Below are 14946 nucleotides of genomic sequence, written 5' to 3'. Positions count from 1 at the left end.
CGGCCCCGCCCGGATGTCGCGTGCGGCTCACGCCCGGATGCGCAGGCCCTTCGGGCTGTTGCGGAAGCCGGCCTCGCCCAGCGCCTCGGCGAGCACGCCGTCCATCGCGCTCGATCCGTCGGTGCGCTCGACCGACAGCCCGCCCAGGGACCCGTCCTTCACGGCGGCGGTGAGGGCGGTCGCCGCCTCGGTGAGCCGGTCGCGGTCGTCGGTGAACGACAGCAGCGACTTCCCGCCGCGCTCGACGTAGATCGTCGGCTCCCCGTCGGTGAGCACCACGAGCGCGCCCGCCTTGCGGCCCGGCCGGTGCCCGGTGGTGCCGTCCTGCGCCGCCTTCGTCGGGGGCCACTCCAGGGCCGCGCCCCAGGGCTGGGCCGGGTCGGTCGCGGCGAGGACCAGGGCCTGCTGGCCACGCGCGGAGGCGTCGTCGTCGCGGGAGGTGGCGCGGAGCCGGTCGATCGCGCCCGGCACCGCGAACTGCGCCGCACCGAGCCCCTCGACGACGTAGCCCCGGCGGCAGCGTCCGGACTCCTCCATCGCGCGCAGGACCGGGTAGATGCCGGCGAAGCCCCCGGTGATGCGCTCGGTGTCCAGCGCGCCGCGGGTGAGCACGCCGTGCCGTTCGAGGAACGACTCGGTGCGGGCCTGCGTGCGCCGGGTCGGGTCGGACTCCCGCTCCGGCACCGCCGACCAGCGGCCGGCCACCGTCGGCGGGCCCGTGCGCGACGGCATCTGCGGGCGCCCGACCCGGGCGTACCGGCCGCGCGAGGCCGTCCGGCGCTGCTTGTGGGCGGCCTTGGACCGCCCCCCGCCGCCGGACACGAGCGCCCGGACCGGGGCGAGGGTGTCGTTCGTGGCGTGCCCGGCCCACACGAGATCCCACAGCGCCTCGACCGTCGTCGGGTCGTCGGGGATCGTCTCGCCGGCGTCGCGCAGGATCGTGCCCGCGCGGTCGGAGAGCGTGCGGAAGAACAGCGCGCCGCCGCCGTCGAGGGCCTCGAGCAGCGCCCGGTGCAGCGGCGAGCCGTCCAACCCGTCGTCGGGCTCGGGCAGCATCAGGTCGGCGATGTCAGCCGGTGCGACCGCGAGCCACCCGTCGCCGCCGGAGAGCGTGCCGCAGCCGGTCCACGTCACCTCGCCGGCCGTCGTGAGCTCGTCGAGCAGGGCCGGCGTGTAGCCGGGCAGCCGCGCCGGCAGCACCAGCGACTCCCAGGCGCTCGCGGGCACGGGTGCGCCCGCGAGCTGCTCGATCACGTTCAGCACGTCGTCGGGGCTCGGCGCGCGGCGGCGCCGGCCGCCGATGCCGTGCCAGGACGGGAGGAACCGGCCGAGCGCCGCCGGCTCGACCGGCTCGACCTCCGCCCGCAGCCGGGCCAGCGACCCCCGCCGGATCCGGCGCAGCACCTCGGCGTCGCAGAAGTCGACGCCGCCGTCGGCCGTGCCCGTGTCGCCGGGGATCGGCGGGGCGTCGTTCGGCCGGAGCTCGCCGCGGACCAGCCGGCCCGCGCCGGCCATCCGCTCCAGCACCGACGACACCACGGCCGGGCCGAGCCCGAAGCGCCGCGCGGCGGCCGACGCCGCGAACGGGCCGCGGGTGCGGGCGTACCGGGCGAGGAGGTCGCCCAACGGGTCGGCGACCGGCTCGGTGAACGCCTCGGGCACCCCGACGGGCAGGCCGGCGCCGAGCGCGTCGCGGAGCCGCCCCGCGTCCTCGATGGCCACCCACCGGCGCTCCCCGGCGATCTTCACCCGGATCGCGCGACGTGCGGTCTCCAGCTCCGCGAGCCACTCCTCGCGCACCCCGCGCGTGGCGGCCTCCGCCGTCGTCAGGTCGCCGACGAAACGCAGCAGGTCGGCGGTGCCCTCCACGTCGCGCACGTGGCGTTCCGGGTCGGTGCGCTGCAGGCCCGCCTCGACCTCGGCGAGGACCTCGACGTCGAGGAGTTCGCGGATGGCCTCCGACCCGAGCAGTTCGGCGAGCAGCGTCGAGTCCAGCGAGAGCGCCGCCGCCCGCCGCTCGGCCAGCGGGGCGTCCATCTCGTAGAGGAACATCCCGACGTAGCCGAACATCAGCGTCCGCGCGAACGGCGAGGCCGACGGGGTGGCGACGTCGACCACCTGCACCGCGCGCGAGCGGACGTCGCGCATGAGTTCGACGAGGCCCGGCACGTCGTAGACGTCCTGCAGGCACTCCCGGTAGGTCTCGAGCACCACCGGGAACTGCTCGTACTTCGAGGCGACGCTCATCAACTGGGCGGCCTTCTGCCGCTGCTGCCACAGGGGGGTGCGTCGTGTCGGGTCGCGGCGGGGGAGCAGCAGCGACCGGGCCGCGCACTCGCGGAAGCGGGCGGCGAACAGGGCCGAGCCGCTGACCTCCGCCGTCACCAGCTGGTCGACCTCGTCGGGGTCGAGCAGGACGTCCTCGGCGCCGGGGAGGATCTCCGCGCCCGTGTCGTCGAGGGTGTCGGGCAGCCGCAGCACGATCCCGTCGTCGGCCGAGGCCGCCGAGACCTCGAGGCCGCGCTGCTCCCGGAACCGCGCCGCGATCGCCAGCGCCCACGGGGCGTTGACCTGCGCGCCGAACGGGGAGTGCACCACGATCCGCCAGTCGCCCAGCTCGTCGCGGAACCGCTCGACCACGATCGTGCGGTCGCTCGGGACGTGCCGCGTGGCGTCCCGCTGCTCGCCGAGGTAGCCGACGAGGTTGTCGACCGCCCACGCGTCGAGGCCCGCGGCGGCCGCGCGCTCCCGCGCCGCGGCGTCGTCGGCCCCGGCGATCTCGCGGACGAAGGCGCCGAGCGCCCGGCCCAGCTCGAGCGGCCGGCCGAGGGCGTCGCCCTTCCAGAACGGCATCCGCCCGGGCACGCCGGGAGCGGGCTCGGCGATCACGCGGTCTCGCGTGATGTCGAGGACGCGCCACGTGGTGGACCCGAGCAGGAACGTGTCGCCCGCCCGCGACTCGTAGACCATCTCCTCGTCGAGCTCGCCGACCCGGGAGCCGCCCGTGCCGTTCTCCCCGGAGCCGGGCGTGACGACGGTGTAGAGCCCGCGGTCGGGGATCGTGCCGCCCGAGGTCACCGCGAGACGCTGCGCGCCCGGCCGCCCCGCCAGCTCGTCGGTGACCCGGTCCCACGTGATGCGGGGCCGCAGCTCGCCGAACTCCTCGCTCGGGTAGCGGCCCGCGAGCATGTCGAGCACCGAGGTCATCGCCGAGTCCGGCAGCCCGCTGAAGGGCGCGGCCCGGCGGACGAGCGCCGTGAGGTCGGTCAGTGACCAGTTCTCCATCGCGGTCATCGCGACGACGTGCTGGGCCAGGACGTCGAGCGGGTTGCGCGGGTAGCGCATCGCCTCGATCTTCCCGGCCGCCATCCGCTCCGCCACGACCGCGCACGACACGAGGTCGCCCCGGTACTTCGGGAACACCACGCCCTCGGACACCGCGCCGACCTGGTGGCCCGCGCGCCCGACCCGCTGCAGCCCGCTCGCCACCGACGGCGGCGCCTCCACCTGCACCACGAGGTCGACCGCGCCCATGTCGATGCCGAGCTCCAGGCTCGACGTCGCGACCACGCACGGCAGCTGCCCGGACTTCAGGGCCTCCTCCACGAGCGTGCGCTGCGTGCGGCTCATCGAGCCGTGGTGCGCCCGCGCCACGATCACCTCGGCGGGCTCGGCGACCCCGGACTGCCCGACCGCCTCGGCCGGGAACGGGCCCTTCGTCACCACGGGTTCGTCGTCGGGCGCATCGTCGAGGTCGACCGGCTCGGCCTCGGCCTGCGCCAGGGCCGCCCGCTCCGTGGCGAGCTCGTTGATCCGCGCCGTCAGCCGCTCGGCGAGCCGGCGCGAGTTGGCGAAGACGATCGTGGAGCGGTGCGCCTCCACGAGGTCGAGCACCTTCTCCTGCACCGCGGGCCAGATCGACGCCCGCTGCGCCGCGCCGGCCGCCGACCCCTCGACCTCCTCCTCGACCCCCGGGCCGCTCTGGTTGTCCCCGGCGTCGAGCGCGCTCATGTCCTCGACCGGGACGACCACGCCGACCTGCACGACCTTGGTCGACTCCGGCTGCACCACCCGTACCGGGCGTCCGCCCGCGAGGAAGGTCGACACCTCCTCGACCGGCCGCACGGTCGCCGAGAGCCCGATCCGCTGCGCGGGCGCGTCGAGCAGGGCGTCGAGCCGCTCCAGCGAGAGCGCCAGGTGGGCGCCGCGCTTCGAGGCGAGGACGGCGTGCACCTCGTCGACGATCACCGTGTCGACGCCGCGCAGCGACTCGCGCGCCGCGGAGGTGAGCAGCAGGAACAGCGACTCCGGGGTGGTCACCAGGACGTCGGGCGGGGTCCGGTTGAAGGTGCGCCGCTCGTCGGCCGGGGTGTCGCCGGTGCGGGACCCGACGGTGATGTCGGGCTCCGGCAGGCCGAGCCGATGCGTGGCCTGGCGCAGCCCCGCGAGCGGCGACCGGAGGTTGCGCTGGACGTCGACGGTCAGCGCCTTCATCGGCGACACGTAGAGCACGCGGCAGCGCCGCGTCGGCTCCTCGGGCAGCGGGGCGGACGCGAGCCGGTCGAGCGCCCAGAGGAACGCCGCCAGCGTCTTGCCCGACCCGGTGGGCGCGACGACCAGGGCGTGCTCCCCGTCGGCGACCGCGTCCCACGCACCCGCCTGCGCGGCGGTCGGCTCACCGAAGGCCCCGGTGAACCAGTCCCGCGTGGCGGGGGAGAAGCGGTCGAGAACGGTCACAGCGTCATGCATACCCCGCGGGTCCGACAGTCACCGCCCGCTCACCGTCGCTGGGAGAACCACCAGCGCAGCAGCACCACGAGCGCGGCCACCAGCCCGAGGACCGCGAGCACCGGTCCGAGCCACTCGTAGCCGGCCGGGGTCGGGAGGCCGATCTGGGCATCGAGGACGTCCACGACATCCACGCTACCGATGGACGGGCACCACGAGGCCCGCGTCGCGGGCCAGCAGGGCCAGCTGCGTCCGGTTCTCCAGGTCCAGCTTGGTGAGCGCCGCGGACAGGTAGGTCTTCACCGTCGAGAGCGAGAGCAGCAGTTCGGCGGCGATCCGGGCGTTGCCCCAGCCCTGCCCCACCGCGGCGGCCACCGCCCGCTCCTGCTCGGAGAGCGCCGCGAGCCGCTCGGTCGCCTCCCGCGCGGGGTCCGCCCCGCCGGTGGCCGCGGCGATGACCCGCCGGGCGACGCCCGGGGACAGCGCCGGCTCGCCCCGCGCGGCCCGGCGCACCGCGTCCTCGATCTCGGCCGGGGCCGTGTCCTTGACCAGGTAGCCGACCGCGCCCGCGCGCAGGGCGTCGAGCACGTCGTCGTCGGTCTCGAAGGTGGTCAGCACGAGGACGGCGGGCGCCTGGGCCCGGGCCGCCAGCTCGGCGGTGGCACGGACGCCGTCCACCCGCCGCATCCGCAGGTCCATCAGCACGACGTCGGGGGCGTGCTCGGCCACGGCGGCCGGTACCTCGTCGCCGTCCGCGGCCTCGCCGACCACCTCGAGGTCGTCGGCCCCGCCGAGCATGAGGCGCAGCCCGGACCGGACGAGGGCGTCGTCGTCGACGATCAGGACCGAGATCACGAGGCGACCTCCGCCGCGTGGCGGACCCCGGCGGGCCAGGGGACGCGCACCGCGACGCGGAAGGCGCCGCCGTCGGGACCGCAGGCGAGCACCTCGCCGCCGGCGAGCTCGACGCGTTCGGCGATGCCGACGAGTCCCGTGCCGCCGGGCCCGACGGACACCGACGGCGGCAGCGGGTTGGCGACCACCAGTTCCGCGCCGTCCCCGGCACGACCGCGCAGGCACACCTCCACGGGGCGGCCGGGTGCGTGCCGGGCGGCGTTCGTGAGGGCCTCCTGCGTGATGCGGTAGAGCGTGCGCCCGCACTCGTCGGGGACGGCGGCGGCGCCGCCGACCAGCTCGTCGTGCAGGACGACCTCGGCGCCCGCGGCGCGGACGCCGTCGACGAGCCGGTCGAGGTCGGCGAGCGTGGGCTGGGGCGCGCGCCCGGCGTCGTCGGCGTCGGCGTCCGTGCGCAGGATGCCGAGGATCGTGCGCAGGTCGTTCAGCGCGTCGTGGGCGCCGGCGCGGATGACCTCCAGCGCGTCGTCGATCTCGCCCGGGTCGACCGCCCGACCGCCCCGCCGACGGTGGGCGAGCGCGGCCGCGTGCATGGAGACCAGCGACAGGCGGTGGCCGAGGACGTCGTGCATCTCGCGCGCGATCCGGGTCCGCTCGCCCGTGCGGGCCGCCTCGGCACGCAGGGTGGCCTCGCGCTCGGCCCGACGGGCCCGCTCGACCAGGGACTCGAGCAACTGGGCCCGGGCCCGGACGGCGGCACCGGAGGCGATGACGGCGGCCGAGATGAGTACCGCCCAGCCGAGCGTGCCCCAGGACGTCGAGTCGGGTCGGACGTCGCGGAAGGTCCACTGCATCGGACTCACCGCGAGCGACACGGCGCTGAGCACGGCGGCCAGGGCCCACGGGCGGCGCACGGCGACCGCGAAGGTCGCGACCGCGCCGGCGAGCCACGCGGTGGTGACGGCCAGGCCGATCAGCCCGATCAGGACCGCCACCGCGACCGGGGCCCGCCGCCGCGCCAGGAGCAGCCCGGTCGCCACGAGGCCGCCCGCGAGGTCGATCCACCACCAGGCGGGCGCCTCGCCGGGGAACACCGGGGGCGCCGGGCCGAGCGAGAGCCACACGCCGAGCAGCGCGATCGCGACCGCGCCGCCGTCGAGCAGGCGCGGGTGCAGCGTGGACGTCCTCACGGCCCGGGACGCTAGCGCCGACGACCGACGACGGGCCTCCTCCGAAGGTCGACGACCCGGTGACCGAAGGATGACCCGACCGGGCCCGAACACCCGGGGCGGCCGACCGGCGGATCGCGTGAGGCTGACCGCCATGTCCACCGAGACGTCCACGACCGAGGCGCCGCCACCCGCCGTCCGGAGCGCCGTCCCGCCCCTCGCACCCGCCGCCGGCATCGTGGCCGGGCTGGTCGGCGTGGTCCACCTCGTGCTGTCGGTCCCGGACGGCCGGTGGTTCGACGAGGTCCTCATGCTCGCCATCGGGCGGCACCACCTCGACTGGGGCTCGGCCGACCAGCCGCCGGTCGCGCCGCTGCTCGCCGCGGCGGCCGACGCGATCGCGCCCGACCAGCAGTGGCTGATGCGGCTGCCGGCGGTCCTCGCGACCGCCGGCGCCGTCCTGATCGCGGCCCTGATCGCGCGGGAGCTCGGGGGTGACCGGCGGGCGCAGACGCTCACCGCGCTCGCCCAGGCGACGGGCATCTTCGCCACGGTCTTCGGCCACTGGCTGACGCCCTACGCGCTGGAGCCGGTGCAGTGGCTCGCGATCGGCTGGCTGCTCGTGCGGTGGGTGCGCGTCCGCGACGACCGCCTGCTCGTCGTCCTCGGCCTCGTCGTCGGGATCGCGGCGCAGACCAAGTTCCAGGTCATGCTGCTGTGCGCGGTGCTCCTGGTGGCCGTGGCCGTGTGCGGCCCGCGGGCGTTGCTCCGCCGTCCGCTGCTGTGGGTGGGGGCGCTGGTCGCCGCGGCGATCGCCGCGCCGACGCTGGTCTGGCAGGCCGTGCACGGGTGGCCGCAGCTCGCGATGGGCCCGATCGTCGCGGCGGAGGCCGAGTCCCTCTACGGCGGCCGGGCCGGGGTGGCGGTCCAGATGCTCGTCGGGGCCGGCCTGCTCGGCGCCGTGCTCGTCGCCCACGGCCTCGTCCGGGTACTGCGGGACCCCGACCTGCGTTTCCTCGGGGTGACCGTGGTGGTCCTCGTCGCCTTCTTCCTCGTCACGGCGGGCCGGCCCTACTACGTCGCAGGGCTCTACGGACTGCTCGCCGCGGCGGGTGCGGTGGGCCTGCAGCGCCGCCGCGAGGCGGGCCGCACCCGGTGGCGCCGGGTCGCGTGGCCCGCGGCGGTGCTGAGCGTGGCCCTGGCCGGCGCCGTCCTGCACCTGTCGGTGCAGATGTCGAATCCGGCGGTGCCCGAGCGGCTCGCGGTCGGCACGGCGGCGGCGTACGAGGCCCTCCCGGCGCCGGTGCGCGACCGGACGGCGATCGTCGGCGGCTCCTACATCTACGCGGCCTACGTCGACGCGTACTCCGCGCGCCTCGGCACCCCGCAGGCCTTCTCGCTCAACCGCAGCTACGGGTACTTCTCGCCGCCGCCCGAGGACCTCGACGCGGCCCTCTACGTCGGCCCGGACCCGGCCGCGCTGCGCGGGTCGTTCGCGCAGGTCCGGCCGGTCGCGTCCATCGACGGGCAGGGCGCCGTCGGTCTCACGGGCGAGGACGTCGGGACCCCGGTCTGGCTGCTCACCGGCCGCCAGGAGCCGTGGGCGGCGATCTGGGACCGCGAGCGGAGCCTCGTCGTCTCCTGAGGTCCCGACGACGGGTGGGGTCGGGTCGGCGGGGCGGGCGCACCTACCCTCGCAGGCGTGCGTCTGACCCACTTCCGGCAGCTGATGGAGGACGAGTTCGGCGCCGTGCGCGCCTCCTCGATCGCCCGGGACCACGTGTTCTCCGCCCTCGCCGGGCGGACGGTGGAGCAGGCGCTGGAGGAGGGCGAGGAACCGCGCGAGGTCTGGCGGGCGGTGTGCGCCGAGTTCGACGTGCCGGTGTCGCGGCGATGAGACCACCCGGGACCGTCCGGCGTGTCCCCCTCCTGGATCGAACACGTGTTCGTCTAGTCTGAACGCCGGAGGCGGTCGTCCACACCGGCACCGGCCGCCCGAGTTGTCCACAGCCGAAGACCTGCTCGTGCGACGTTGTCGGACCCCTGTCCTACCGTCGCCGCCGTAGACCACACCCGTCCCGAGGGGGAACCCGGAATGCCTCAGGCCCCGGATCGCGACAAGGCGCTCGAGCTCGCCCTGGCGCAGATCGACAAGCAGTTCGGCAAGGGCTCGGTGATGCGGCTGGGCGACGAGGGTCGCGCCCCGATCAGCGTCATCCCCACCGGCTCCATCGCCCTGGACGTCGCGCTCGGCGTCGGCGGGCTGCCGCGCGGCCGCGTCGTCGAGATCTACGGCCCGGAGTCGTCCGGGAAGACGACCGTCACGCTGCACGCGGTCGCCCAGGCGCAGGCCCAGGGCGGCGTCGCGGCGTTCATCGACGCCGAGCACGCGCTCGACCCGGAGTACGCCAAGGCGCTCGGCGTCGACACCGACGCCCTCCTGGTCGCGCAGCCGGACACCGGCGAGCAGGCGCTCGAGATCATGGACATGCTGATCCGCTCGAACGCGCTCGACATCATCGTCGTCGACTCCGTCGCCGCGCTCGTGCCCCGTGCCGAGATCGAGGGCGACATGGGCGACAGCCACGTCGGTCTGCAGGCCCGCCTGATGAGCCAGGCGCTGCGCAAGATCACCGGTGCGCTGAACCACTCCGGCACCACGGCGATCTTCATCAACCAGCTGCGCGAGAAGGTCGGCGTCATGTTCGGCTCGCCGGAGACCACCACCGGTGGCCGCGCGCTGAAGTTCTACTCGTCGGTGCGGCTGGACATCCGGCGGATCGAGACGCTCAAGGACGGCACCGACGCGGTCGGCAACCGGACGCGCGTCAAGGTCGTGAAGAACAAGGTCGCCCCGCCGTTCAAGCAGGCCGAGTTCGACATGATCTACGGCCAGGGCATCTCCAAGGAGGGCTCGCTGATCGACGTCGGCGTCGAGCAGGGCTTCGTCCGCAAGTCCGGTGCCTGGTACACCTACGACGGCGACCAGCTCGGCCAGGGCAAGGAGAACGCCCGGAAGTTTCTGCGGGAGAACCCGGACGTCGCGGGCGAGATCGAGAAGCGGATCAAGGAGAAGCTCGGGATCGGGCCGAAGCTCGACGCCGACGAGACCCAGCCGGCGCCGGCCCCGGTCGACTTCTGATGGCCCTCGGGCAGCGGCCGCGGCGCCGCGCCCGGGAGGAACCGGAGCGGGAGGGCCCGCCCGAGCCGCCCGCCGACCCCGAGTCGGTGGCCCGCACGATCTGCCTGAACCTGCTCACCACCCGGGCCCGCACGCGGGCCGAGCTGGCCACCGAGCTGGCCCGGCGGGACGTCGACGACGACGTGGCCGCCGTGGTGCTCGACCGGCTCGAGGAGGTGCGCCTGCTCGACGACACCGCGTTCGCCGAGCAGTGGGTCGACTCCCGGCACCGCCATCGTGGGCTCGGCCGTCGCGCGCTCTCGCAGGAGCTGCGCCGCAAAGGGGTCGACGCGGAGACCACGAGCGCCGCGGTCGCCGAGCTCGACCCGGAGTCGGAGCGGGCCAAGGCCGTCGAGCTCGTCCGCCGCCGACTGCGCTCCCTCGACCGCGTCGAGCCCGAGGCCGCGGCCCGGCGACTGGTCGGCATGCTCGCCCGGAAGGGCTACGGGGCAGGCCTGGCCTACGAGGTGGTCCGCACCGAAATGGCGGGCCGCGGCGCGGAGCTCGACGACACGGTTCCCGACGACGAGGCCCTCTGACGACGGGCGATGACGCTCCGCCACCGACCAGGTGACGGGGATCACGACAACATCACCTGTGACCCGGACGACAGCCGGGAATGCCTCGTCGTAGTGTGCTGCGCACCACATGGCGTGACGCCGTGCCCAGGTGCTCCCCACCGCCACGGGGACGCGGCACCGGTCGTCACCCGAGCCCCGTCGACGAGGACCGGTGCGAGTGACCACCACAGCGCACGACCCCGGAGCGCCATCGGCCGACAACCCCGGCCGCGCGGACATCCGGGCCCGAACCCTCCGCCGCGACCGCTGGTGGCTGGCGCCGCTGGTGAACGCCCTCGGACTGGCCACGTTCGTCGTGTACGCGACGATCCGGTCCTTCTGGGGATCGGCGTACTACGTGCCGGACTACCACTACCTCTCGCCGTTCTACTCGCCCTGCTTCTCGGCGAGCTGCGTGCCGGGGTCGAGCCACTTCGGCACGTTCCTGCCGGAGTTCCCGCCGTGGCTCCCGCTGGCGCTGCTGTCGCTGCCGTTCCTGCTCGGCTTCCGGCTCACCTGCTACTACTACCGGAAGTCGTACTACCGGGCGTTCTGGATGTCGCCGCCGGCCTGCGCGGTCTCCGAGCCGCACGGCAAGTACACCGGTGAGACCCGGTTCCCGCTGATCCTGCAGAACGCGCACCGCTACTTCTTCTACGTCGCGTTCCTGATCTCGTTGATCAACACCTACGACATGGTGGTCGCGTTCCAGAGCGACGCCCCCGACGGCTCGAGCCGGTTCGGGATCGGGCTCGGCAACATCATCCTGCTGGTCAACGTGATCGGGCTGTGGCTCTACACGCTGTCCTGCCACTCCTGCCGACACATCACCGGCGGGCGGCTCAAGCACTTCTCCCGCCACCCGGTGCGCTACCGGATCTGGACCGGGGTCTCGGCGCTGAACACGCGGCACATGCTCTTCGCGTGGATCACGATCGGGACGCTGATCCTCACCGACCTCTACATCATGCTCGTCGCGAGCGGCACCATCTCCGACCTGAGGATCGTGAACTGATGGCCGAGAGCACCACTCCGGACGGCGTCCACCACACCTACGACGTCCTCGTCATCGGCGCCGGCGGCGCGGGTCTGCGCGCGGCGATCGAGGCCCGGATGCGGGGCAAGCGGGTCGCGATCCTGTCGAAGTCGCTGTTCGGCAAGGCGCACACGGTCATGGCCGAGGGCGGCATCGCCGCGTCGATGGGGAACGCGAACCCCCACGACAACTGGGAGGTCCACTACCGGGACACCATGCGCGGCGGGAAGTTCCTCAACAACTGGCGCATGGCCGAACTGCACGCCAAGGAGGCGCCGCAGCGCGTCTGGGAACTCGAGACCTACGGTGCGCTGTTCGACCGCACGCCCGAGGGCAAGATCAGCCAGCGCAACTTCGGCGGGCACCAGTTCCCGCGCCTCGCGCACGTCGGCGACCGCACCGGCCTCGAGCTGATCCGCACCCTGCAGCAGAAGATCGTCTCGCTGCAGCAGGAGGACCACGCCCGCACCGGGGACTACGAGTCCGACCTGAAGGTCTTCCACGAGTTCACCGTCACCGAGCTGTTCAAGGACGGCGACCGCATCGCCGGCGCCTTCGGCTACCGCCGCCCGACGGGGGAGTATCTCTGCTTCCACGCCCCCGCGGTCGTGCTCGCGACCGGCGGGATCGGCAAGTCGTTCAAGGTCACCAGCAACTCCTGGGAGTACACCGGTGACGGCCACGCCCTCGCGCTCCGCGCCGGGGCCCGCCTGATCAACATGGAGTTCGTCCAGTTCCACCCCACGGGGATGGTCTGGCCGCCCAGCGTGAAGGGCATCCTCGTCACCGAGTCCGTCCGCGGCGACGGCGGCGTCCTCAAGAACTCCGAGGGCGAGCGGTTCATGTTCCGCTACATCCCCGACGTGTTCCGCGAGCAGTACGCGACCAGCGAGGACGAGGGTGACCGCTGGTACGAGGACGCGGACAACAACCGCCGTCCGCCGGAACTGCTGCCGCGCGACGAGGTGGCCCGGGCGATCAACAACGAGGTCAAGGAGGGCCGCGGTTCCCCGGCGGGCGGGGTGTACCTCGACATCGCCAGCCGCCGCTCCACCGAGTTCATCCGCAAGCGCCTGCCGTCGATGTACCACCAGTTCAAGGAGCTGGCCGACGTCGACATCACCAGCGAGCCGATGGAGGTCGGCCCGACCTGCCACTACGTGATGGGCGGCGTCGAGGTCGACCCGGACTCGGCGGCCACGGTCGTCCCCGGGCTCTTCGCGGCCGGTGAGGTCGCGGGCGGGATGCACGGGTCCAACCGCCTGGGCGGCAACTCGCTGTCCGACCTGCTCGTCTTCGGCTGCCGTGCCGGGGCGGGGGCCGCCGACTACCTCGACGGCCTGACGGGCACGCCCGCCGTCACCGACGCGGCCGTCGACGCCGCGCTCGCCGAGTCGGAGAAGCCGTTCGCGGTCCGCGGCGAGGAGAACGCCTACACGCTGCACCAGGAGTTGCAGCAGACGATGAACGACCTCGTCGGCATCATCCGGCGGGCCGACGAGATGGAGATGGCGCTCAAGCGGCTCGCCGAGTTGCGCGACCGCATCCCGCGGGTGGGGGTCTCCGGCGGTCGGGCCTACAACCCGGGCTGGCACCTCGCGATGGACCTGCGCAACATGCTCATGGTCAGCCAGTGCATCGCGATGGCGGCCCTGGAGCGGCAGGAGAGCCGCGGCGGCCACACCCGCGACGACTACCCGGCGATGGACGAGAACTGGCGGCGCGAGCTGCTCAACTGCTCGCTCGTCGACGGCCCCGAGGGCCCGCAGGTGGAGCTGAACCACCAGCCCCAGCCGGCGATGCGGTCCGACCTGTTCGACCTCTTCGAGCTCGACGAGCTCAAGAAGTACTACACCGGCGACGAGCTCGGCGGACACCGCGCGGATCGGGGGATGTGAGCCATGGGTTACCGGGCGAAGTTCGAGGTCTGGCGCGGCGACTCCTCCGGCGAGGGGACGCTGCAGCCCTACGAGGTGGACGTCAACGAGGGCGAGGTCGTCCTCGACATCGTGCACCGGCTGCAGGCGACCCAGGCGGGCGACCTGGCGGTGCGCTGGAACTGCAAGGCCGGCAAGTGCGGCAGCTGCTCGGCCGAGATCAACGGCCGCCCGCGGCTGATGTGCATGACCCGGATGTCGACGTTCGACGAGCACGAGACCGTCACGATCACGCCCCTGCGGACGTTCCCGGTGATCCGGGACCTCGTCACCGACGTCGACTTCAACTACGTCAAGGCGCGCGAGATCCCGTCCTTCGCGCCGCCGGAGGACCTGGCGCCGGGCGAGTACCGGATGAGCCAGCTCGACGTGGAGCGGCCGCAGGAGTTCCGCAAGTGCATCGAGTGCTACCTGTGTCAGAACACCTGTCACGCGGTGCGCGACCACGAGGAGAACAAGGAGGAGTTCGCCGGTCCGCGCTACCTGATGCGGGTCTCCGAGCTCGACATGCACCCCCTCGACGTCCGTGACCGCAAGGACGCGGCCCAGGAGGACCACGGCCTCGGCTACTGCAACATCACCAAGTGCTGCACCGAGGTCTGCCCCGAGCACATCAAGATCACCGACAACGCGCTCATCCCGATGAAGGAACGCGTGGTCGACACGAAGTACGACCCGCTGGTCTGGCTCGGCCGGAAGATCTTCAAGCGCGAGGACCTGGAGGCGAAGCACGCCACCGGTCGGCGCTCGCTCGACGACGCCGGCCCGGACAACGGCTCGCCGCTGCCGGCCGACTCGATCGGCCCGGTCGGGCACTGAGCCGGGTTCCCGACGGCGGGGCGCACCGCGCCCGCCGTCGGGCGCGCCGTCACCGCCGGACGGTGTAGTGCAGGTGCAGGACCCGGTCGCCCTGCACGACCCGGTCGGCGTCGCCGAGCAGCACGGTCCCCGTGTGGCTCCCGAAGAAGCGCACGCCCTCCCCGAGGACGACCGGGGCGACGTCCATCGCGACCTCGTCGACGAGCCCTGCCGCGAAGGCCTGGCCGCCCACGTCGCCGGCGGTGACACAGACGAGCCCGTCCTCCCCGGCGAGGTCCTTGGCGTGCGTGATGCCGGCCTCGACGGTGTCCGCGACGTGGAACGGGGCGTCGGGGTGCGCGGCTCGCCACGGGACGGGCAGGGGCCGGTGGGTGACGACGACCAGCTGGTCGCCGGCCGCCGGGCGGCCGTCCCACCCGTTCGTCGTGTCGAACAGGTGGCGCCCGATGACGGTCACGTCGATGGCGTCCCAGAACGGCTGGACGTAGCCGGCCGAGGCCGCCGAGACCGAGAAGCGCCAGTCGCTGGGCCGGGCGACCACCTCCGTGTCGCCGTGGCCGTACCAGTCGAACAGCGGTCCGACCGAGTCGTCCGGCCGGGCGATGAACCCGTCCACCGAGACGACCGCCTGCATCACGACGCGAGCCATCGACGGTCTCCC

The 14946-nt window shown here is 73.9% G+C and carries 12 protein-coding genes; 7 read left to right on the top strand and 5 right to left on the bottom strand.

The features are described 5' to 3' along the window. Positions 1-27: 27 nt before the first annotated feature. From ACQPYX_RS20715 to ACQPYX_RS20700, 4 genes are read right to left on the bottom strand one after another with little or no spacing between them, the layout of a single operon-like run. The gene (locus ACQPYX_RS20715; RefSeq protein WP_433799168.1) at positions 28-4749 is read right to left on the bottom strand and encodes an ATP-dependent helicase; all 4722 of its coding nucleotides are present in this window, start codon (positions 4747-4749) and stop codon (positions 28-30) included. Positions 4750-4778: 29 nt separating this feature from the next. Further along, entirely contained in the window at positions 4779-4913 is a 135-nt protein-coding gene (locus ACQPYX_RS20710; protein ID WP_433799167.1) for a hypothetical protein, read from the bottom strand. A 10-nt stretch (positions 4914-4923) separates the two neighbouring features. Further along, entirely contained in the window at positions 4924-5583 is a 660-nt protein-coding gene (locus ACQPYX_RS20705) for a response regulator transcription factor (RefSeq protein ID WP_433799166.1), read from the bottom strand. Further along, positions 5580-6773: a histidine kinase gene (locus tag ACQPYX_RS20700; protein ID WP_433799165.1), complete on the bottom strand. Its 1194-nt coding sequence runs from the start codon at positions 6771-6773 to the stop codon at positions 5580-5582. The genes ACQPYX_RS20705 and ACQPYX_RS20700 overlap by 4 nt, the downstream gene beginning before the upstream one ends. A gap of 133 nt (positions 6774-6906) precedes the next feature. Between ACQPYX_RS20700 and ACQPYX_RS20695 the strand changes: the two genes are divergently transcribed. The 7 genes from ACQPYX_RS20695 (at position 6907) to ACQPYX_RS20665 (ending at position 14285) form a co-directional block, all read left to right on the top strand. Further along, positions 6907-8397, top strand: a complete 1491-nt coding sequence (locus ACQPYX_RS20695) for a glycosyltransferase family 39 protein (RefSeq protein WP_433799164.1) — start codon at positions 6907-6909, stop codon at positions 8395-8397. Positions 8398-8454: 57 nt separating this feature from the next. Next, positions 8455-8649, top strand: a complete 195-nt coding sequence (locus ACQPYX_RS20690) for a DUF3046 domain-containing protein (RefSeq protein WP_433799163.1) — start codon at positions 8455-8457, stop codon at positions 8647-8649. Between the two features lie 198 nt (positions 8650-8847). Then, complete coding sequence (gene recA / locus ACQPYX_RS20685) at positions 8848-9894, top strand: recombinase RecA (RefSeq protein WP_230756602.1); 1047 nt, start codon at positions 8848-8850, stop codon at positions 9892-9894. Continuing rightward, complete coding sequence (locus ACQPYX_RS20680; RefSeq protein ID WP_433799162.1) at positions 9894-10472, top strand: regulatory protein RecX; 579 nt, start codon at positions 9894-9896, stop codon at positions 10470-10472. Before recA ends, ACQPYX_RS20680 begins: the two co-directional genes overlap by 1 nt. A 199-nt stretch (positions 10473-10671) precedes the next feature. Continuing rightward, positions 10672-11508, top strand: coding sequence for a hypothetical protein (locus ACQPYX_RS20675; protein WP_433799161.1), 837 nt, complete (start codon positions 10672-10674; stop codon positions 11506-11508). Continuing rightward, on the top strand, positions 11508-13427 hold the full coding sequence (locus ACQPYX_RS20670) for a fumarate reductase/succinate dehydrogenase flavoprotein subunit (RefSeq protein ID WP_433799160.1): 1920 nt from the start codon (positions 11508-11510) through the stop codon (positions 13425-13427). The genes ACQPYX_RS20675 and ACQPYX_RS20670 overlap by 1 nt, the downstream gene beginning before the upstream one ends. Before the next feature lie 3 nt (positions 13428-13430). Next, complete coding sequence (locus tag ACQPYX_RS20665; RefSeq protein ID WP_433799159.1) at positions 13431-14285, top strand: succinate dehydrogenase/fumarate reductase iron-sulfur subunit; 855 nt, start codon at positions 13431-13433, stop codon at positions 14283-14285. A gap of 49 nt (positions 14286-14334) precedes the next feature. Here the strand turns inward: ACQPYX_RS20665 and ACQPYX_RS20660 are convergent, their stop codons facing one another. Then, positions 14335-14934: a dihydrofolate reductase family protein gene (locus ACQPYX_RS20660; protein ID WP_433799158.1), complete on the bottom strand. Its 600-nt coding sequence runs from the start codon at positions 14932-14934 to the stop codon at positions 14335-14337. Positions 14935-14946 lie beyond the last annotated feature (12 nt).

This window comes from Actinomycetospora sp. CA-084318, assembly GCF_050955885.1.
Classification (GTDB): Bacteria; Actinomycetota; Actinomycetes; order Mycobacteriales; family Pseudonocardiaceae; genus Actinomycetospora.
Note: the sequence above shows the minus strand (reverse complement) of the source record. Positions and strands in the feature narration are given on the sequence as shown.

Excerpts from the sequence above, each read along its gene's own strand:
- ACQPYX_RS20670 (WP_433799160.1), top strand. The coding sequence starts at position 11,508 with ATGGCCGAGAGCACCACTCCGGACGGCGTCCACCACACCTACGACGTC.
- recA (WP_230756602.1), top strand. The coding sequence starts at position 8,848 with ATGCCTCAGGCCCCGGATCGCGACAAGGCGCTCGAGCTCGCCCTGGCG.
- ACQPYX_RS20660 (WP_433799158.1), bottom strand. The coding sequence starts at position 14,934 with ATGGCTCGCGTCGTGATGCAGGCGGTCGTCTCGGTGGACGGGTTCATC.
- ACQPYX_RS20680 (WP_433799162.1), top strand. The coding sequence starts at position 9,894 with ATGGCCCTCGGGCAGCGGCCGCGGCGCCGCGCCCGGGAGGAACCGGAG.
- ACQPYX_RS20665 (WP_433799159.1), top strand. The coding sequence starts at position 13,431 with ATGGGTTACCGGGCGAAGTTCGAGGTCTGGCGCGGCGACTCCTCCGGC.
- ACQPYX_RS20715 (WP_433799168.1), bottom strand. The coding sequence starts at position 4,749 with ATGCATGACGCTGTGACCGTTCTCGACCGCTTCTCCCCCGCCACGCGG.
- ACQPYX_RS20695 (WP_433799164.1), top strand. The coding sequence starts at position 6,907 with ATGTCCACCGAGACGTCCACGACCGAGGCGCCGCCACCCGCCGTCCGG.